The organism is Methylobacterium sp. D48H (genome assembly GCF_053345715.1).
Genome location: NZ_JBKFAP010000036.1, coordinates 1 through 18,994, shown reverse-complemented (window position 1 = coordinate 18,994; position 18,994 = coordinate 1). Strand labels below are relative to the sequence as shown.

16 protein-coding genes and 1 pseudogene are annotated in these 18,994 nt (G+C 66.5%); 13 read left to right on the top strand and 4 right to left on the bottom strand.

Translation table 11 applies throughout. The features are described 5' to 3' along the window. Window positions 1-59 precede the first annotated feature (59 nt). From ACLBX8_RS29265 to ACLBX8_RS29230, 8 genes are all read left to right on the top strand, one after another. Window positions 60-1,247 carry a hypothetical protein gene (locus ACLBX8_RS29265; RefSeq protein WP_447700922.1) on the top strand — a complete coding sequence of 396 codons (1,188 nt, stop codon included), beginning with the start codon at window positions 60-62 and terminating at the stop codon, window positions 1,245-1,247. Continuing rightward, a complete protein-coding gene (locus tag ACLBX8_RS29260; protein WP_447700923.1) occupies window positions 1,244-2,965 on the top strand; it encodes a ThiF family adenylyltransferase in 1,722 nt (573 codons plus the stop codon). The genes ACLBX8_RS29265 and ACLBX8_RS29260 overlap by 4 nt, the downstream gene beginning before the upstream one ends. Further along, complete coding sequence (locus ACLBX8_RS29255) at window positions 2,946-3,410, top strand: Mov34/MPN/PAD-1 family protein (protein WP_447700924.1); 465 nt, start codon at window positions 2,946-2,948, stop codon at window positions 3,408-3,410. The genes ACLBX8_RS29260 and ACLBX8_RS29255 overlap by 20 nt, the downstream gene beginning before the upstream one ends. Before the next feature lie 543 nt (window positions 3,411-3,953). After that, window positions 3,954-4,223, top strand: a complete 270-nt coding sequence (locus ACLBX8_RS29250; protein ID WP_447700925.1) for a hypothetical protein — start codon at window positions 3,954-3,956, stop codon at window positions 4,221-4,223. Window positions 4,224-4,378: 155 nt separating this feature from the next. Further along, window positions 4,379-6,364: an AAA family ATPase gene (locus ACLBX8_RS29245; RefSeq protein ID WP_447716231.1), complete on the top strand. Its 1,986-nt coding sequence runs from the start codon at window positions 4,379-4,381 to the stop codon at window positions 6,362-6,364. Then, window positions 6,357-6,665, top strand: coding sequence for a hypothetical protein (locus ACLBX8_RS29240; protein ID WP_447700927.1), 309 nt, complete (start codon window positions 6,357-6,359; stop codon window positions 6,663-6,665). The genes ACLBX8_RS29245 and ACLBX8_RS29240 overlap by 8 nt, the downstream gene beginning before the upstream one ends. Window positions 6,666-7,499: 834 nt before the next feature. Further along, on the top strand, window positions 7,500-8,492 hold the full coding sequence (locus ACLBX8_RS29235) for a hypothetical protein (RefSeq protein ID WP_447716230.1): 993 nt from the start codon (window positions 7,500-7,502) through the stop codon (window positions 8,490-8,492). 24 nt (window positions 8,493-8,516) lie between these two features. Further along, the gene (locus tag ACLBX8_RS29230) at window positions 8,517-9,656 is read left to right on the top strand and encodes a hypothetical protein (RefSeq protein WP_447716229.1); all 1,140 of its coding nucleotides are present in this window, start codon (window positions 8,517-8,519) and stop codon (window positions 9,654-9,656) included. A gap of 102 nt (window positions 9,657-9,758) precedes the next feature. On the opposite strand, the gene ACLBX8_RS29225 is transcribed toward ACLBX8_RS29230, so the two are convergent. Beyond that, window positions 9,759-11,189, bottom strand: a complete 1,431-nt coding sequence (locus tag ACLBX8_RS29225) for a tyrosine-type recombinase/integrase (protein ID WP_447700929.1) — start codon at window positions 11,187-11,189, stop codon at window positions 9,759-9,761. 811 nt (window positions 11,190-12,000) lie between these two features. Here ACLBX8_RS29225 and ACLBX8_RS29220 point away from each other — a divergent pair. Further along, complete coding sequence (locus ACLBX8_RS29220) at window positions 12,001-12,249, top strand: CsbD family protein (protein ID WP_244535010.1); 249 nt, start codon at window positions 12,001-12,003, stop codon at window positions 12,247-12,249. Window positions 12,250-12,433: 184 nt separating this feature from the next. Next, complete coding sequence (locus ACLBX8_RS29215) at window positions 12,434-14,977, top strand: HWE histidine kinase domain-containing protein (RefSeq protein WP_447700930.1); 2,544 nt, start codon at window positions 12,434-12,436, stop codon at window positions 14,975-14,977. A gap of 144 nt (window positions 14,978-15,121) precedes the next feature. On the opposite strand, the pseudogene ACLBX8_RS29210 reads toward ACLBX8_RS29215, so the two are convergent. Continuing rightward, window positions 15,122-15,184, bottom strand: a pseudogene (locus ACLBX8_RS29210) (hypothetical protein); the annotation flags it as partial. 278 nt (window positions 15,185-15,462) lie between these two features. Between ACLBX8_RS29210 and ACLBX8_RS29205 the strand changes: the two are divergent. The 3 genes from ACLBX8_RS29205 to ACLBX8_RS29195 all read left to right on the top strand — a co-directional run bounded on the left by ACLBX8_RS29205 (window position 15,463) and on the right by ACLBX8_RS29195 (window position 17,845). Further along, window positions 15,463-16,737: an MFS transporter gene (locus ACLBX8_RS29205; protein ID WP_447716228.1), complete on the top strand. Its 1,275-nt coding sequence runs from the start codon at window positions 15,463-15,465 to the stop codon at window positions 16,735-16,737. A 26-nt stretch (window positions 16,738-16,763) separates the two neighbouring features. Next, window positions 16,764-17,492: a phosphatase PAP2 family protein gene (locus tag ACLBX8_RS29200; protein WP_447700932.1), complete on the top strand. Its 729-nt coding sequence runs from the start codon at window positions 16,764-16,766 to the stop codon at window positions 17,490-17,492. A gap of 170 nt (window positions 17,493-17,662) precedes the next feature. Next, complete coding sequence (locus ACLBX8_RS29195; protein ID WP_447716227.1) at window positions 17,663-17,845, top strand: hypothetical protein; 183 nt, start codon at window positions 17,663-17,665, stop codon at window positions 17,843-17,845. On the opposite strand, the gene ACLBX8_RS29190 is transcribed toward ACLBX8_RS29195, so the two are convergent. Together ACLBX8_RS29190 and ACLBX8_RS29185 are read right to left on the bottom strand one after the other, a co-directional pair. Beyond that, window positions 17,842-18,258: an ester cyclase gene (locus ACLBX8_RS29190; protein WP_056529496.1), complete on the bottom strand. Its 417-nt coding sequence runs from the start codon at window positions 18,256-18,258 to the stop codon at window positions 17,842-17,844. The two genes, ACLBX8_RS29195 and ACLBX8_RS29190, sit on opposite strands and share 4 nt — an antisense overlap. Before the next feature lie 453 nt (window positions 18,259-18,711). Further along, window positions 18,712-18,994: transposase (locus ACLBX8_RS29185; RefSeq protein ID WP_447716226.1), on the bottom strand; the 283-nt coding region annotated here is incomplete at its 5' end.

Here is an 18,994-nt window from a genome sequence, read left to right as displayed (position 1 = left end):
TCGCCACTTGTTGCACTTCTGTTCTTAGGTACCCAAATCGCTCTGGTGGAGGGTGATATATGACTGCTGTCCTGACGTTTCATCCTCTCGGCGACGCCGATGGAACGCTCGTCGAACTGGCCGACGGGCGCCAGGTTCTCATCGATTTCGGGAACGAGTGGACGGCGGCGCGCGACGACCGGAGGATCGATCTCGCCACGGCCCTCAGGGCGGGGCTGCGCAGTTCCGGTCGCCGCGGATATGAAGCCGTGCTCTTCACCCACCTCGACCGCGACCACGTCTACGGCGCTGCGGGCTTCTTCCACTTCGACCACTCGCCCGCGTTGCAGGGACCGGGCCGCGCCATCATCGGTGAACTCTGGGTCCCCGCCGCAGCGATCCTGGAGGACGACCTCCCGGACTTCGCGCAGGTCATCCAGGACGAGGCGCGTTTTCGCCTGCGCCGCGGTTATGGCGTGCGGGTCTTCTCGCGGCCGGAAGCGCTCGCGGGCTTCCTGGCGAAGCACGCTTTGACGCCGGCCCAACGCGACCACCTGATCGTCAACGCTGGGGAGACCGTCCCGGGCTACAGCCTCTCCGGGCCGGAGCGGGTCGAGTTCTTCGTGCATTGCCCGTTCGGCTGGCGGCAGGACGAGAACGACCAGATAGTCGACCGCAACCAGGACAGCGTGGTGCTGCAGGCGACGTTCCTCGAAGGAGGAGAGCCGCGGCGCGTCCTGTTCGCATCCGACATCGACTCGGAGACCCTGCGCCTCATCGTTCGCACCACCCGGCGTCACGGCAAGGTCGAACGGCTGGTCTGGGACGTGTGCAAGGTCCCCCATCACTGCTCGTACACGGCGCTCAACGCCGCCGATAAGGGCATGACGCGAACGGTTCCCGTACCGGAGGTGGGCTTCCTTTTCGAGAGCTGCGCCATGCCGGGCTGCATCATGGTCTCGACGAGCCGTAGCATCCCGTCCAACGACCTCGACGTCCAACCACCCCACCGGCAGGCCGCCGCTTACTACAAGGAAATCGTCCGCGCCCGTGGCGGACGGTTCGAGGTCACGATGGACCATTCGCCGCCGCGGGACCCGCAGCCGTGCAAGGTGGTCATCGACGAGCAGGGATGCCGGTTCGTCTCTCCCCTGACGGAGGCCGTGTCCCGTCCGGGCGGTCTCCTGCGGCCTGCGGCGGTGGCGCCGGCCGGTTTCGCGTTCCCCAACCATCCCGTAGCCCCTGTCAAACCGGCGGGCTTCGCTTGATTTGGTTCTTTGAGAGACCGAACCGCCTGGTCGCCGAGCGCCGGGCGGTCACTGCCTTGGCATCGTCGGTTGACTGGCTTGACGACTTCGGCTTCGGCATCGGCGACGGCGCCCGTCTGGTCCTGCACTTCACGGTGGCCGTCGGCGATGCGAAGGTCGACTTGGAACTGCGGTATCCGCGGCTCTATCCGGACACCTGCCCCGACGTGGTTCCCAGGGACCCGAACCTTAGGCTCTCGGACCACCAATGGTCGGGCGGGTCGCTGTGCCTCGAATACCGGACCGACAACTGGAGGCCCGAGTTCACCGCCGCCGACATGATCCGCAGTGCGCAGGCTCTCCTGTCTGCCGAGGCAACCACCGAGGGCGGCGCGGCGCGCCTGCCGTCTGCTCACGAACTCACCCAAGGTCAACGTCTCAGAGCGGCCGACTACCGGCACGTGTACTCCGATGCGCTCGTCGACCTGTTACGCCAAGCCGCCCCGGGAACGCGGATGGCGGCGACCATGCGGTTTCAATTCCAAGGTTCGGCGGTCGTCGCGCGGATCGATGCAGTGGACACGCCCGATGGCCGCTGGCTCCAGCCCGGTTTCCCGCAGGACGGTCACCAAGCAACCGGGGTCGTAATGCTGCAACCAGAGCCCGTGACGGCCGATACGGAGCTCGATCTCACGAACGCCGAGTTGCCGCGGGAATGGGCGCGGCTCTGCGCAAACACGGATGCGAATCCGGAAGCGGCGGAGTTTGCGCTCGTGCTGGGCGGCTCCGGGCTTCGGATGGCGTGGCGCTGGTTACAGACGCATGCCCATTTGATACCGGTGGTGCCGGTCCATGCGGGCTCCGGTGGGTCGGAGCGGATTGGGTCGATCCAACCGGAGATGGCGGCGAAGGCGGTCGCCGTGGTCGGTTGCGGTTCCGCAGGCTCCAAGGTCGCTGCCAGCCTAGCCCGCTCCGGGATCGGGCGGTTCGTTCTTGTGGACGACGATGTCCTCCTTCGCGACAACCTGGTCCGGAATGATCTGGATTGGCGCGCCGTTGGCGCCCACAAGGTCCATGCGGTCGCCGCGCGGCTGCGACTGATCAACCCCGAGGTGACCGTGAGTGCGCGTGCGCTACGCCTCGGGGGACAGGAAGCGAGCGGCAGCGTCGACACGGCCCTTGAGGCGCTGTCGCAATGCGACCTGATCGTGGATGCGACCGCGGACGCCAATGCCTTCAACATCGTCTCGGCGGTTGCCAGGCGTGCCGGACGACCGATGGTCTGGCTTGAGGTGTTCGAGGGCGGGATAGGTGGGATGGTCGCCCGATACCGACCCGGCCTCGACGCGCCGCCCCAGGACATGCGCAGCGCCTACCTCGATTGGTGCGGATCGCTCAATGCGCCTTGGTTGGGCACCGAAGCGGGGGATTATGCCACCGAAGCGGACGGCGGAAAGGTCCTCGTCGCCGACGATGCCGAGGTCGGTATCATCGCCAACCATGCCGCCCGCTTCGCCATCGACGCCTTGACCGGTGGGAACGCCTTCCCGCACCCGATCTACACCGTCGCGCTGAGGGCCGGCTGGATATTCACGGCTCCTTTCGAAGCCCACCCGCTAGATGTTACCGTTCCGGAAACCGTCGGTCCGGAGGTTCAGTCGGACGAAGACAGGGCCGAGGCCGTGGAGATCTTCACAGGCCTCTTCACCAAGGACACCCATGAAGATCCTGCTGCCTAAGGCGGTCTCCGCCTCGTGGCGTCGGGAGCTCAAGCAGGCCGGCCAGCGAGAGATCGGCGGCGTCCTCCTGGGCGAAGCCCTCGGTGGGGATGAGTTCAGGGTCCTGGAGGCGAGCCTCCAGCACGACGGCGGAAGTCCCGCCCGCTTTGTCCGTGACCCGGAACACCATGGGAAGGCCATCCGGGACTTCCACGAGCGAACCGGCCACGATTATCGACGCTTCAACTATCTTGGCGAATGGCACTCCCATCCGTCTTTCCCGACCCGACCCAGCCAGGATGACGTCTGCGCCATGCGGGAGATCTTGGCCGATGGGCGCGTGGGCGCGACGTTCGCCTGCCTCTTGATACTCCGCCACCGGCCCTTCCGCCGCCTCGACATCGGCGCCAGCGTCTTCACCCCGGATGGCGGCATCTCTCCCGTCTTGGTGAAGCGCGAGCGTTGACCTCCGCACATCGCTAGCGCGCGGCGACCGGCGGATGGCGGCGGCGAACATTCCGAGTGCACTTCCGGCGGGATCGGAGATGCCTGCAAAGTCCCTCTTCGGCACTGCCCCAAACTCGCCGCCGGTGTAACGGGTACGCCGAACGTTACGCGTGATGCGATATCCACCGGGTCGTTCGCCCCGCAACGTCCAGGGTTCCCCGGACTTCGTCGCGTGCACCCGGTTCTGCCCGGGATCCACAGGGGGCCAGGCTTTTCTACTTAGATCTGACGGGTCGTCGTTGACCGGCGTTAATCGAGCTGCTTCGGTCTGCCTGCTGTTTGGCACCACTGTCCGCGGCCCAGGCTCCTTGTCGGGTCGCCACGCGAGGATTGCTTCCGCCATGTCCCCCCTCGACCGCCTCATACCTGGAGCCGAAGTCCGGCCGGCGGTCGTGCAGAATGCCTGCGCCGCCCGGCCCCCTCGTTCCGACGGCACCCCCACACGGACCGGAGAGGCCTGACCGCGCCCCTTGCGCGCGGCCGCCTCCGACCGGAGGCGACAATGGCACCCGACACCCACGACCCCGACGCGATTATCGGCGACATTTTCCGGCGCCTCGCTGGATGCCGCGAGAGCCTGGGCGAAGCCTCGCTCATCAAGGTGGCTGCCGCGGTGCGCGTCGCCCTCGGCGCCGCCGTGCTGGAGGAGGCAGAGCGGCGCGCCGCCTCGCTGGCCGATAGGACCGGCCCGCGCCCCCGCGACGTGCGGGTCACCGCCTGGGCCCGCCGGACCGGCGGCGACCCCTACGATGTCGGCGACGACCTGCCCTGATCCCCGGCAACCGGACGCATCGAGCATGACCGAGCACCTCATATGCAAACGCGATGACCGCCTCCGCGCGGTCCCCGAGCACCCCTGCCCCGACCCCATTCCCGAGGCCTGACCCGGCGCCGCGACGCGGCCGGTCGCCTCGCGCGGAGACGACCATGGCCCGAAAGCAACAGAACCAGAAGCCGGATCAGAACCTGGAGGACTTCCTCTCCCGCGACCTCGCACGCAGGGCTCACGAAGGGGACGATGCGTCCGGGGGCCTCGACGAGAAGGTCGAGACCCTCGCCGGCATTCTGGTTCACGACGCGCTGACGCCCGAACAGCGGCGGGCGCTGGCCGCGCTGGACGGCTGCGCGGTGGTGGTCCGCGTGCCCTCGCCGGATTGGGCCGACGCCGCGGCCGCCGCGATGCGGTCCCACGCCACCTACTCCGACATGCAGATTAAGCTCGGGACATCGCGGACCCAGGACCGTCCAGAGGTCGGGTGCGACCGCGTCTCCGCCCGCCTCGCCCGGGGCGGCCGGGTCTGCGGGATCAGCCAGGACCCTGAGCGCTACCTGCCCACCGCCCTCGTCGCCGGCGCCGACGTCCGGCTCGACCTCGCTCAGCCGACCGCTGGGCAGGTTGCCCGCGCGATCCGGGCCGTGACCGGCGAGGACCCCGGGCCGATGCCGCCGCTCCACGGCCTAGGCCACCACGATTACGTCGCCGCCCTGCGCACGGGCTCGACCGCTGCCGCCTGCCTCGCCCGGCTCAAGGCCGCCGCGCGCTCCCGCTCCGTCGTCGACCCGGACCTGCCGGAGGCGCCGCTGCTGCACGAGATGCCGGGGCTGGAGGGCGAGGCCAGGGATTGGTGCCTCGCGCTCGCCGACGATTTCCAGGCTTACCTCGCGGGGCGCATCGAGTTCGATGCGATTGCCCGCCATGCCGTGTTCTTCGGCGAACCCGGCACGGGCAAGACTTTGCTGGCCCGGTCCATCGCCAGGACCCTGGGTGTCGGCTTGATCGAAACATCCGTGGCGTCCTGGTTCACGCAGACGCAAGGGTATCTCGGGGACGTGGTGCGCGAGATCGACAGGGTGTTCTCGGCTGCCGCTGCTGCTTCGCCTGTGGTCCTATTCCTAGACGAAGCGGACGGTCTTCCCTCAAGAAACAAGCTGGATAATCGCAACAGAGATTTTTGGAAGCCAATCATCGGTCAAGTATTGTTGCAATTAGATGGAGCAACGTCAGGAAAAAACGGCAAGATTATCGTCATTGCGGGCACGAACCACGTCGAAGACTTGGACCCCGCGCTTGTCCGGCCGGGCCGACTGTCCCGCGTCATCACGGTGCGCCGGCCCAGCGTTTCCGGCCTCGCCGACATCATCCGCCACCATCTCGGGCCCGACACCCTGCAGGGGGCCGACCTGACCGGCGTGGCCGCCCTCGGGATCGGCGCGACCGGGGCCGACGCCGCCGCCTGGGTCAAGGCCACCCGCCGAACGGCGCGGGTCGCCGACCGGCCCGTCACCATCGCCGACCTGATGGCGCTGATCGCCCCCGAGGACGACCGCACCCCCGCGGAGGCGCTCGCCTGCGCGAGGCACGAGATCGCCCACGCCTGTGCGGTCGAGGTCATGGGCGTCGGGACCGTCCAGACCGTCACCACCGTGCAGAGCGGCGAGGTAGCTGGTCTTACGAGGACCAAGTTGAAGACCCGGCTGTCGATGACCCGAGTACAGATCGAGAACTACGTCGTGGCCACCCTGTGCGGACGGGCCGCCGACGAGGAATGGGGCGAGGCGTCCACCGGGGCCGGCGGTCCGGCTAATTCGGACCTCGGCATGGCGACCCGGACGCTGGCCGCGGCCCATGCGAGCTTCGGCCTCGGCGGCTCGCTGCTTCACAGGGCCTCTGACGCCGACGCGCACCGCCTTCTGGCGACCTGCCCGGACCTGCGCCAGGCTGTATCCGCGGACCTCGACCGATTGTACGCGCGAAGCCGCGACTTCGTGCAGGCCCACAAGCCCACCATCGACGGACTCGCCCACCGCCTCGTCGACGAGCGGTTGCTGACCGGCGCGGTGATCCGTGACCGGCTCGCTGAGGACCGCACCAGTCTTGCCCCCACCCGGACCAAGGGAGGGCGCCGTGCTTGATCCCAACGCGCTGGACGAGTGTCTCGCCGACGTGATGCGGCGCCTCGTGGGGATGCGGCGCATCCTCCGCGGCCCGGACTTCGAGACGCTCGTCGACGCACTGAACGTCGAGCTCGACGTCGCCGAGATGGAGGCAAAGGGTCGAGAGATCGCTCGAACCTTTCGCTCCAGAAACAACAGGAAGCCATCGCTAACCGGGAAGCAACCCGAAGCGGACGCCGTCCGCCCTCAAGATGGCGAAGGTAACGTCATCCCCTTTAGGCCGCCATGGGCTGCTCGGGCGCTTACAGACGCCAGATAGACGTGGTCAGGCTCACATGAGTCTGAGCTCGCGAAGGGGGTGGGCCGGCGTCTCAATGACGTTCTGAGCCCTCCGGCAGGCGTGACGTGCCAGCGGCGGATGGCGGTGCTGCTCAAGCGTGAGCGAAGCGCCCCGAGGCGTAGCGAAACACAACGGTAACGACGCTCAAAGGTCGTCAAAGCCGCACGCGCTTTCCAATGTGAAAATTCAGAAGGTTGCGATGATGTCGAACCGAATGCGTGGAGCGACCCAAGAGGATCGGCACGGACGTGAGCACAAGTGCGTCGATGCTTGCAATCCTGCGGATGCAGGACCGGACCCACCCCACTCAGGCTGGATGCCCCACGATCTCCTCACGGAGGCAGAGGCCTATGCCGCCTTCGGACACGTGCTTGAGGACAAGGAGCTGCGCCACGCCCGCCAATCGGGCCGCCTCGGCTTCATGCGCCGCAAGCGCACAATCTTTTACAGGCGCGACGAACTCGAAGCTTTCGTTAGCAGCCTCCTAAGACAGGACTACGTCGAACCATGCAAGACGAGAATGGAACCGTTGCCGAAGGGAAGTCGAAGAGACGGAAGTCTGTTCGTCACACAAAGGGCATCTCAGAACACGCTCCCGCCAGACCTGCTCCGACAGGCTCTCAAGATGATGGAGTAAGTGCCCTTGTTCGAAGGGTTAGAAGCAAGTACCCAAAGGTTAATTTTGTAAGTCTGCTCGCCGGCAAGGAGGCCCAAACTTATCGATCAATCTCGCGAAAGACTACAAGGGAAAATCGCTCGTTTGAGTGGTAAGGTTTTTACATCAATCCGTCGCGACCGAATGAAAATATTCGAATGTATTGGAACATTCCAGGAGACAGCGATGTCTCTCAAATTTCTCTCGGAACACAAGATGAGGAACTAGCCAAGAAGCTGCTCGTAGGCTTCGTAATTTCTATCGGCCGCGATCCATCAGGCAGCGTAGGCGACCCTCAAGTCATCGCCGCCATCAATCGACTGCTTGCAACTACCAAGAGATCAACTGAGGCATGGATTAGCCACGCCAAGTTTGTCAAGGAGCTTCTCAATGAGTTGCACCCCAATGTGACCATGTCAGAATTCTCTGAGGCGATGCAGGAGGAACTTATCAAGCGAATGGTTCCACGTTGGAAGCCAAATACTATCCTGACCGCAATGAAGATGCTTGCGTCAGAATGCCATCAGGCTTCCAAGCCTGATAAGCACCTCGCAGTATTCTCACATTATAGCCCTACCGTAATTTCTAATATCGAAGAAATCTGTGATATTCTCGAAACCGATACGCCAGATCCAAGGAACTGGTGCCCGGAGCCGGAGATTATGGCTCTCGTACTTCGTGAGTTAGCTCATCACGAGGATGCTAGACGCTGGGCCTTTCTCGCCATCTTCACAGCATGCCGAGCTGGAGCTCTAATGCAATTTGGATCATCCATGCTTGCCACACAGCACGGATGCAGTACCCTCAGAACCCTTCCAAAGGGTGTCCGCAAGAAGAGAAACAAGAGAAGGCCTACGCTGCCTTTGCCGCCAATGATCAAGGCCGAATTGGATAGCTGGGGACAAGGCAATTGGATTTTCTGCTCGCAAGACACGATTGATTTCCAGGTCAAGCGTGCCGCAACGGCCCTAAATTTGCCTGAGCTCTGCCCCTCAAGTTTCCGCGATTTTGCTATTGCTGCACAACGGAATGGGCACGTTACAATTGGTGCCTGTGAAGTTCCTATCCCCGAAAGCGAAATTTGGGCTGGGCATCGCGTAGCGTCGAACATTCATGAACGGTACGGATTTTTTCACCCCGATTACCTTTAGAAGCCTGCTGCAGCGATGCTCTTCATGATGCAGTGGCTCGACCGGCGATCGGGTGGCGCGCTCTTCCGCGGGGTTACCGCGGGATCAATCCCCGCGGTAACCAGCGAAACTGACGATGACATAGCCGCGAGGGTCGATAATCCGCAGGCTCCGCCGCCCGCCAGTTCGTCCAGGGCAACAACGCGGAAGGCGGGCAAAAAATCTCTGCCCAGCAATGAGTTAGACCCCAATCCCATCGTGCCTGTAGACGCTATTGAAGCTGACGAGCTACCAAATCCGGTTCTGATCCAAAGTGAACTGAACCCTTCCTCTCATTCATTGCATGCCATTCATATGCGGGAGGAATGGCAAGCCGTCTCCAGAGGGGATTTGGCGGGACTAAACGGGGCAAAGGTACTGAAAACGGGCCAAATCGAGGGCTTTCAGGGCACTTTCCGCCGGGTTTCCGATGGGCGCGAACCGGGCATTTGGGCGGACGAGTTCAAGCGTGTCGGCTCCAAGTACGTGCTTCCGACCTTAGAAAGCTGGTTCCGAGTCACCGGCATCGAAATCTACGAGACTGACCCCACGATATCAGGCAGCGCAGTTCGCGTGTTCGTCGAATGGTCATCACAGACGGTTATGAGCACGGCGGATGTGAAATCAAGAATGGTCGCCTCGTTGGGCCGCGATCCTGGCGGCTGGGTAGACCACTCAGAAGTTCGAAAGGTCGATGCATCCGGGCCACCACCGGGACACTTCGAGTACAGGGATTTGGATGAACTTCCGGACCTTCCCCGTGGCCTTCTCGATCTAATAGGGGCGCACTCACCTCTCGGCGTTATCTCTGGGGTCCCGGGGTGGTTCAGAGAGGTGCCGAGTATGCCGTTTGAGCCACCGTCGAGATACGAACAGCTCGACTGGCGCCACCTACTCAGAAATCTGCAGTTGTTTTTTGATATCAATCACATTCGAGTCTTCGAGGCAGAAATCTCCATCGCAAACCTGACCAAGCCATTCAGATTTTTTGTGGATGGCCTAACCGAGAAAATCATCCCCGTCGAAACAGTTCGCGAGAGAATGTTTGATGATCTAGGCTGCGATCCGGGAGGCTGGGCCGAACATTCGCGACACAATGCAGCCACAGATTTCGATGTCGAACGATTTATCTCAACCACCTCATAAATAGACGACGCGAAGCGGTTTTCCATGAATCAGTTTACGCCCGATGACGCCAATGACAGCCCCATCTTAGGCTGGCACTAAATCATGGGATGCAGATACAACTCAGTTTCTGCGCCGTCGGCTCAGCGGTTGCGCCTCAACGATGGGCGAACCGTCAAGTGGAGGTAGCCGCACCTTGGCAATGGCGGCCTTGGCTGCCTCCATCTCGGGGCCTTCGCTATACCGGCCCAGGGTCAGCCCGGACCGCTTGTGGCCGACGATGGCGGCAATAAGGTCGCCGTCAACGGCGGCCCGCTCCATCTTGGTGATGAACCAGCGACGCCAGGAGTGGAAGTTGACCAAGCTGCGCCGCTTGCCTTCGACCTGATCGTCGACCCCGATTGCCCTGCGATACACCGTGAAGCGCTTCGAGAAATAGGAACTTCGCTCGCGCATCGAACCCTCGGCCTTGGGCACCGGCCATTCAGGGAAGAGGTCGTCGTCCGCAGACTTGCCCCTCACCCGGTTCGCCACGAGTTGCTGCAAGGCCGGGTGGATCGGTACGTCGCGTTCGTGTCGTTCCTTCTTCTGCGGCTTGAACGTGAACCAGCCGTCGGCACATTCCCCAACCCTGAGGTCGATGACGGCGTCGAGCCGGGCTCCAGTCAACGCCGCGACGAGCATCACGTCCATGATCCCCGCGGGCGGAGATCCCATCAGTAGCTTCTGCACCTCGCCGTCGGTGAAGGACCGCTCCTCCATGTCAGCGTTCTCCTCGGGCTTCTCCAATTGGCAATGGGTCCAGGGGTTGTCAGCGACATGCGTCCGAAGGACGAGGTAGCCCCAATAGCGCTTCAGCCGCCCGAGGTACTTCGTCGAGGACGCCCAGCCGAGGTCCGCGAAGCTGCCGATGTCGTCCATGAACCGCACTGCGGTCCGGACGTCGATGCGTTCCAAGTAGGGGTCCACCCCGTTGCCCCGGCACCAGTCCAGCAGGATCCGCAACGCGCGCACATCGTCGGTCAATGAGCGCGGCTTGATGCGAAGCGTCTTCATGAACGCGTCGTGATGCAGGGCGATGGGCGTCGATTGCCGGCGGGCGATGGCACCGAAGGTGTCGGCCTTCTCACGTGCCTCGTGCGTGGTGATCTCGTAGTCGTAGGTGTCGCCGTCCTCGTCGACGTCGGTCTTCCATGTCGACCCGACCGAGGCGATCTCGGCCTCGCGTTCGCGGAGGGCCTCCAGCAAGGCGCCGTGCGCAGGGTCGCGCCGGTCGACGGCATCCTGAAGGATGTTCGCCCAGGCCACCGCCTCGTGGAGTTCCGACCGGCTTTTGCCGCCGAGGTTGACCCATGCCTTGTCGATGCGCGCCTTGAACTCGCGCACCACGGGCGCCTTGAGGACGTTTGCCGAGAGCAGACTTTTGGTGCCGAGGGTGCGCTTCAGGCGAGTGCCGAGCTGCGGCCGCAGGGCCGCGGGAACGCCCATCGTGACGCGATAGTAGCCGTCGTGGAGTTCGAGATAGGCGTTCCTGGGGTCCGGCTTGCGGGGCATGTCGTGTCCGCGGGTCCGAGGGGCAATTTGTCCCCGATTTGTCCCGGGATGTGTCCCGAAATCGCGTTTCCAGGCAAACACTTATTTAGTTAACAATGACTTAGGGCGGCGGCTCGTGAAATCCCTCCGTTTCCGCCAGTACCGCTCAACACAATCTAAGTCGCTGAATTGACAGCGATTTTCCGCACGTCGAGTTTTGATTTCTCCCCGCGGAAACTGGCTCGGCCAACAGCAGAAGGAATGCCCACTCGGCGCTTCCGATCTTCACGACGGCGTGTGATTCGAGCTTGAGCGGAGGAACGACTGCTTCCCGGCTCGCTTGCGAAGAGCTCCGTCGGAAGAAATGTGATCGACCGAACCGTCGCATCCTGCTTCGGCAGCATTCTCTGCGAGACCTGACTGCCCGGGTCGCCAGGTCGTCAGCGTAGGTACCGACTCCGGGAACCACGCCGCGCCGGTGCCGTCGTGCTGCCTACGATCCGGAGGCGGGATGATGTCACCCGGCATGCGCGTCGGGTTGCTCCGTCCCGGTGGCGTCCAGGCGGGTACGCCGGCTCCGGCACCGGCTGACATGGGCGTAGTCGCGTCGGAAGGAGCCGCACTGAACAGACGCGCGCGCGAGGGCGAAGGCACATCCCTAGCGGATCCCGCTCGCGCGGAGCGCCCTTCCCTACCGGCCAGTCGAGACCTGGCCGTCGTCGCGTCGATCCGGGCACCCGCTGAGCACGCGTCACGACCCTCCCGTGACCGTGACCGTGACCGTGACCGACGGCGCGGAACGTCGCCCGGGCGGGAGCCGTTCCCGATCCCCGTGGCCGCCCTGGTCGCGAAGGCCTGGTCGCGAAGGAGAACCGCCAGGAGCAGCACCACCGACACGATCAAGGGCCTGGCCAATGAGGCCGTCGGCAACGTGAAGCAGGGCATCGGCAGCGTGACTGGCAACGACAAGCTGAAGGCCGAGGTCAAGGCGCAGGAACTGAAGGGCGAAGCCCAGAAGACGACCGGGAACGTCAAGGACGGCGCCAAGCACGTGGCCGACAAGCTCACCGGCAAAGTTTGATCCGGCCGCCCGGAGCGGTTCCACGCTCCGGGCATCCCGAGGTCGCGGCAACGCGTCGAAGGAAAGGATCGTGGATCCTGGCATAGGCCGGTCCTGCAACGCCCGCGCGCCATGCCGCGTTGATCTGCGAAGACAATATCCGAACCGCAGCCGGACCCTTGCCTGCGCGCAGCATCGTGGGCCCATGGACCAGTTGAACGCGTCGCAACCGACGCCGGAGATCGACCTCTCGTCCTGCGACCGCGAGCCCATCCACATCCTCGGCGCGGTGCAGGGGTTCGGCTTCCTCATCGGGGTCTCCCCGGACTGGATCGTCACCCGCGCCTCGGACAACATCGCGACCTGGCTCGGCCAGGGTGCGGCGGCACTTCTCGGCCTGCCCCTCGATGCCGTCCTCGACCGCGAGGCCATCCACACCCTGCGCGGGCACCTGCAGACCCTGCGCGGGCCCGACGCCGTCGACCGGGTCTTCGGCCTCCGGCTCGTGCCGGGCGGCGAGCCGTTCGACGTGGCCCTCCACCGGTCCGGGGACACCATCGTCATCGAGGCCGAGCCGAGCGCCACCGAACACCTCAGCGCCGGCAACCTCGTGCGCAGCATGGTCACCCGTCTCCAGCAGACCGTGGGGTTCGACCCCCTCTGCCGCGAGGCCGCCCGCCAGATGCGGGCGCTGACCGGGTTCGACCGGGTTATGGTCTACCGCTTCGCCGAGGACCATTCGGGCGAGGTCATCGCCGAGGCGGTCCGGTCCGGCCTCGCCCCCTACCTGGGGCTGCACTACCCGGCCTCCGACATCCCCAAACAGGCCCGCGCCCTCTACGCGCGCAACTGGCTGCGCATCATCGCCGACGTCGACGACACCGGCGCCGCCGTGCTGCCCCCGCGCGATCCGGCCGGCCAGCCCCTCGACCTGTCGCTGTCGACCCTGCGGACGGTCTCGCCGATCCACCTCGAATACCTGCGCAACATGGGCGTGGCGGCCTCGCTGTCCGTGTCCATCCTGCGCGACGGTCGCCTGTGGGGCCTGTTCGCCTGCCACCACACCGAGCCGCGCCACATCTCGCTCGAGCGCCGGACCGGCGCCGAGCTGTTCGGCCAGATGTTCTCCTGGCTGCTGGAGGCCCGCGAGCGGCAGGCCGACGCCAAGCGCGAGGTCCGTTCGCGCGAGTTGCACAACCGCCTGCTGGGCGCGCTGGCCACCGGCGGCACCAACCTGGAAAGCCTCTCCGACTTCCTCGACGACCTGGCGGCGATCCTGCCCTGCGACGGCATCGGCCTGTGGGTGAACGGCGAGATCACGCTCCAGGGCTCGACCCCGACCGCGGAGGAGTTCGCCGGCCTGGTGCGCTTCCTCAACCGCACGGCCGCGAGCAAGGCCTACGCGACCGACGAGATCGGGCGCGTCCACGAACCGGGCCGCGACTTCACCGAGCGGGCGGCCGGCATGCTCGCCATCCCGGTGTCGCGCACGCCCCGGGATTTTCTGGTCTACTTCCGGCGCGAGGTCTCGCGGACCGTGACCTGGGCGGGCAACCCGGTGAAGCCCGCGACCCCGGGGCCGAACGGCGTCCGTCTGACCCCGCGCAAGAGCTTCGAGGCGTGGCGCGAGACCGTGCACGGGCGCTCGCTCCCCTGGGCCGAGGTCGAGATGCGGACCGCCGAGGCCCTGCGCATCACCCTGCTCGAGGTGATCCTGCGCCTCACCGACTCCGCCGAGAAGGAACGCAAGGTCGCGCAGGAGCGTCAGGAACTCCTCATCGCCGAGCTCAACCACCGGGTCCGCAACATCCTGAACCTGATCCGCGGGGTGGTGACCCAGAGCCGACCGGCGGGCGGGGCGGACAGCGCCTTCGCGAACACGGTCGGCGACCGCATCCAGGCGCTCGCCCGGGCGCACGACCAGATCACCTCGAGCAACTGGGGACCGGGATCCCTGCGCGACCTCGTCATGCTGGAGGCCGGCGCCTACCTCGGACCCAAGGCCGGCCGGGTCGTGCTCGACGGCGCCGACGTCCTGCTGGAACCGCAGGCGTTCTCGACCGTCGCCCTGGTCGTCCACGAGATGATGACGAACTCGGCCAAGTACGGCGCGCTCTGCGACAGCCTCGGGCGGGTCGACCTGCGCTGGGAGCGGGACGCCCTCGACCACTTGGTGATTCGATGGCGCGAGACCGGCGGCCCGGCCGTGCGGGCGCCCACCCGGCGCGGCTTCGGCACGACCATCATCGAGCGGTCGATCCCGTACGAGCTCAAGGGCGAGGCGGAGGTGCGCTACGAACTGGCGGGCGTCGAGGCGCGCTTCACCATCCCCCCGGCCTTCGTCCAGAACGCCTCACGCGCCGCGCCGAAGGCTGTCAGGGCGGCTCCCGCCGAGGCGCTGCGCGGTCTCGCGGGGTCCGTGCTGGTCGTCGAGGACAACATGATCATCGCCCTGGAGGCCGAGGAGTTGCTCACGTCGCTCGGCGCCACGAACGTGGACATGGCCTCGTCGACGCGCGAGGCGCTCCGGCTGATCGACGCGGCGCCGCCGGCCCGGGCCCTGCTCGACGTCAACCTGGGCTCCGAGACCAGCATCGCCGTCGCGCGCAGGCTGTTCGAACTGGGCATCCCCTACGCGTTCGCCACCGGCTACGGCGACGGCTTCCGCATTCCGGAAGACCTCGCCGCCGTGCCTGTGGTGAAGAAGCCCTACGGGGCGGAGGACCTCCTGCGCGCCTTCCCGGCTTGAGCCCGCGAGCCGGTGCTCGACGGGTCGGTGATCGGGGTTACCGGTGGTTGGGGCGATGTCGGGCGCGGCTCCTGGCCCGGTGGGATGTTCCGCCACGAAACGCGCGGAGGTCGCGCGGTCCTCGGCGCGCCTCAGCTTGCCGAGGAAGCCCTCGGACTCACGGAGACGGGTTTCACGATCGCGACGCGGTGCCTCGATGCGGCGGATCTCGCCGTCGCGCCACGCGTCGAAGGCGGTGGTGCCGCTGGCCCGAAGGCGGGGTGAACGACGGCGGTGCGCGGGTCACGGCGCCGGGCCCGACAGGTCGCGGGCGGCATTCGAGACCCGGCAGGCCGGGACGGTCGCGTGCGTCGCGGGCTTCGGGCGGGTCGGCGCCGCGGTCGCCGGGCCGGAGGGCCTCTACCGGCGGTCACGCTCATTCGGGGTGGGGTCACCTCGGTTCGGTGCCGCGCCGCTCTAGGTTGGCTGAAAGGGGAGCGGACCGCATGGGGCAGGACATCGGCGAGGCGGAGCGGTCGCCCACTTCGCGACGGCCATCCGTCTCCAAGTCCCTGGACCTCCTCAACCTCCTGCTCATCGACGTGAACGGGGCGATCAAGCCCTACCTCAACGTCTACCTCTACGTGCACCGCGGCTGGAATGATGCCTCGGTCGGGCTTGTCAGCACGGTGTCGGGCATCGTCGGCATCGTGGTGCAGACGCCCATCGGGACCGCCATCGACGCGGTGCGCGACAAGCGCGTGATCCTGCTCGGCGCCCTGGTCGCGCTCTCGCTGGCCACGCTCCTCGTCGCGCTCTTCCCGTACTTCTGGCCCGTGCTCGCGGCCTCCTGCGTGCTGGCCGCCGTCGGGGGCATGCTGAGCCCGGCCATCGCGACGCTCACGCTCGGCCTCTTCCCTGCCGACCGGATCGCCGGGCGCTTCGGCCGCAACGCCGCCCTGGAGCGGACCGGGAACGTCGCCATCGCCGTGCTGATCGGGCTCGTCGGCTGGCTGTTCCCGGACCGCGCGGTGTTCCTCCTGGTCCCGGTCTGCGCCATCGTCTCGGCCGCGGCCCTCTACTCCATCCCGCGCGATGCCATCGACGCGCGCCGGGCCCGCGGCGGCGGCGAGGGGGAGCAAGCCCCGGCCCGGTGGCGGACCCTGCTGACCTGCCGGCCGCTCACGGTCTTCGCGGCCTGCGTAGGGCTTTTCCATTTCGCCAACGCGCCGCTGCTGACCCTCGTCGCCCAGGAGATCGGGCAGGCGCGCCCGGACTGGTCGTCCGTCATCGTCTCCGTCTGCATCGTCGGCGCGCAGGGGGTGATGGTGCCGATGGGGCTCATCGTCGGCCGCCGGGCCGAGCGCTGGGGCCGCAAGCCCTTGCTCGTGATCGGCTTCGCCGCGCTGCCCGTGCGCGCCTTGCTCTATCTCGTCTGGCGCGACCCGTACTGGCTGATCGCGGTCCAGTGCCTCGACGGCGTCGGTGCCGGCCTGCTCAGCGCGGTGAAGCCGCTGGTCATAGCCGACATCACCCGAGGAACCGGCCGCTACAACGCCGCCCACGGCCTGATCGGGACCGTGCAGGGCGCCGGCGCTTCGCTGTCGTTCGTGATCGCCGGAACCTTGGTCCAGCAGGCGGGGTTCGATGCCGCCTATCTCGCGTGCGCCGCCGTGGCGGCGGTCGCGCTCGGAGTGCTCGTGACGCTGCTGCCCGAGACAATCCCGGAGAAGCCCCGGAGAAGCCCCGGGGCGGCCCGGCGGCGTGGCTGCGAGCGGTGAGACCTGGCACGGCTTGAGGAGGGGTGGTGAAAGATCGGATTTCCGGCCGGGGCGGCCGGCGGCTCACCGCGACGCTGGCCGTGCTCCTCTCCCTTCCCCTGCCCGTCACCGCCGCGACGCTCCACAGCACCTACGTCGACCCGGCGGCGATGGCGCTGCAGCGCGTCCTGCCGCCCCCGCCCGAAGCCGGCTCGGAAGCGGCCAAGGCGGACATCCAGGCCGTGGAGGCCGCGGTCCGCGCCCGCACGCCCGACGACGAGCGGCGCATCACCGCGAACCTGCCGTGCACCCTCGACCGCTTCACCGGTGTGCTCGGCCCAGCCTTCACGGCGGAGACGATGCCGGACACCGCGGCGCTGATCGAGAATGTGTTCCAGGACGGGGAACTCGCCGTGCTGGCGGCGAAGGCCGCCATCGCGCGGCCGCGGCCCTACACGGTGAAGCCGGACCTCGCCACGTTCGGACATCGCTCCGACAGCACGTCCTACCCTAGCGGCCACGCCACGTTCGGGTATCTCGCGGCCACGGTGCTGTCGCGCCTCGTGCCCGAGAAGCGCCAGGCGCTGTTCGCGTTCGCCGGGACCTACGGGGAGAACCGCGTGATCGCCGGCACCCATTTCCCGTCCGACCTCGAAGCCGGCAAAATCGCCGCGGCCGTCATCGCCGAGGCGCTGTTCCACGACCCGCGCTTCGAACGCGATCTCGCCCGGGCGGCTTCTGAAGTCGCGGCCCAGGGCGGCGCCTCCGGTCGGTGAGGCGAAGGCTCCTGACGCAGGATCACGAAGGCGGGAGGCGGGTTTGCGGGGCGAACCCGCCTGTCCAACTGCAATCCTGGGCACCCGCGCACGGGCCCTTGCCGCACCCGACCCAGCCCCGGAGATGGGCCGCCCGACATCCGAGCCCCGAACGACAGGAGACCGCCGGCATGTCTCACGTCACCGAGGAGAAGGCCGCTGATGGGCACTTCATGGTCAAGGTCGCCGGTCGTGCCGTCACGGAGATCTGCGAGAAGCGGCAGGCCAGGAAGCTCGTCCGCGCGATGCGCATCTGTCGGGCGGCCTCGTCACGCTGTTCGGCGGAAGACGAGGCTCGCCGCTGCGATGGCTAAGCCCAGCCAAGCTCTCTCACGGCCCGGGCGTCGTTCCAGATCTTCGTCAATCCGATGATGCGGTCCCCCTCGAACTGCATGACATACACGTAGTCGGTCGACGTGGATTTTCCCGTGGGCGGGCAGGGTCCGCCCTCGCCAGTGTGGGTCCCGTGGAAGACCCCGTAGGCCGTCACGTTCCGGCGCTCCTCGTCTGTCGCGAAGGAACGCACCTCGTACCGACCGTCGGGGATGAAGGTCAGGAGCCCCTTCATCCACTCCGTGTAGTCCCGCAGGGAGGTCACGCCGGCCAGGGCATCGGCCTGGGCGGAGAAGGTCGCATGCGGGGCACAGTAGCGCGCGCACGCCTCCCAGCCTCCGCCCGTCTCGCAGGCGTCGAAGAAGGCCTTTGCTACCGTCGTGATGTCGCCCATGCCTGGATCGCCCTTCTTCATTGCCGGAAGCGCCGAGTGTAGCGGACGCCGTCCGCGCAAGCACCCTCTGCGAGGGTCTGCGCGGACGGTCATGCGGCTGGCGCCGCTTCCGACCGTATTGCGACGATCAGGAAGGCGCCTCGTTCGAGGCAGCCGCGCCATGCCCCCGCTCCCGTGCGGGAGCGGGTTGGGGCAAGACGCTTCGAGGTCGAGCGCGCCATGTCTGTGACCGCTCTCGTGCGAAGCCGGGGGGAGGCGGTGGGCCGGACGTGCCGAGGCGCGCGGCCCGGCTTCTCGAAGGCGGCGTCCCGACTTCGGCCGTCCCCGGCCGAGCGCTCGAGCGCTCTCCGCCGAAGTGGATACCGGTTCGGCGTAAAAGAGCGCGTCAAGACAAAGGTTTAGAGCCGTGCCCGATTGCAACGCGATCGGGCACGGCTCTAGAGCGGTTTCGGTTTAATTGGGGTCGTATCCTGCCGCGACGAAGAAGTTTGCGGCCTCGTCGGGCGTGACGGCATCGACGAGCCGCCCGATTGTGGTCCAGAGCCCTTCGCGCGTGCGCGCCGCGGCCTTGCGCAGCCCCGCCTTCAACTTCGAGAACGCCATCTCGATCGGATTGAAGTCCGGCGAGTAGGGCGGGAGGAACAGGAGCCGCGCGCCCGCCGCCTCGATCGCCGCGCGCACGGCCGGGCCTTTGTGGCTGCCGAGATTGTCCATGATCACGATGTCCCCGGGTGCG

Excerpts from the sequence above, each read along its gene's own strand:
- ACLBX8_RS29265 (WP_447700922.1), top strand. The coding sequence starts at position 60 with ATGACTGCTGTCCTGACGTTTCATCCTCTCGGCGACGCCGATGGAACG.
- ACLBX8_RS29255 (WP_447700924.1), top strand. The coding sequence starts at position 2,946 with ATGAAGATCCTGCTGCCTAAGGCGGTCTCCGCCTCGTGGCGTCGGGAG.
- ACLBX8_RS29250 (WP_447700925.1), top strand. The coding sequence starts at position 3,954 with ATGGCACCCGACACCCACGACCCCGACGCGATTATCGGCGACATTTTC.
- ACLBX8_RS29245 (WP_447716231.1), top strand. The coding sequence starts at position 4,379 with ATGGCCCGAAAGCAACAGAACCAGAAGCCGGATCAGAACCTGGAGGAC.
- ACLBX8_RS29235 (WP_447716230.1), top strand. The coding sequence starts at position 7,500 with ATGTATTGGAACATTCCAGGAGACAGCGATGTCTCTCAAATTTCTCTC.
- ACLBX8_RS29230 (WP_447716229.1), top strand. The coding sequence starts at position 8,517 with ATGATGCAGTGGCTCGACCGGCGATCGGGTGGCGCGCTCTTCCGCGGG.
- ACLBX8_RS29225 (WP_447700929.1), bottom strand. The coding sequence starts at position 11,189 with ATGCCCCGCAAGCCGGACCCCAGGAACGCCTATCTCGAACTCCACGAC.
- ACLBX8_RS29215 (WP_447700930.1), top strand. The coding sequence starts at position 12,434 with ATGGACCAGTTGAACGCGTCGCAACCGACGCCGGAGATCGACCTCTCG.
- ACLBX8_RS29205 (WP_447716228.1), top strand. The coding sequence starts at position 15,463 with ATGGGGCAGGACATCGGCGAGGCGGAGCGGTCGCCCACTTCGCGACGG.
- ACLBX8_RS29195 (WP_447716227.1), top strand. The coding sequence starts at position 17,663 with ATGTCTCACGTCACCGAGGAGAAGGCCGCTGATGGGCACTTCATGGTC.
- ACLBX8_RS29190 (WP_056529496.1), bottom strand. The coding sequence starts at position 18,258 with ATGGGCGACATCACGACGGTAGCAAAGGCCTTCTTCGACGCCTGCGAG.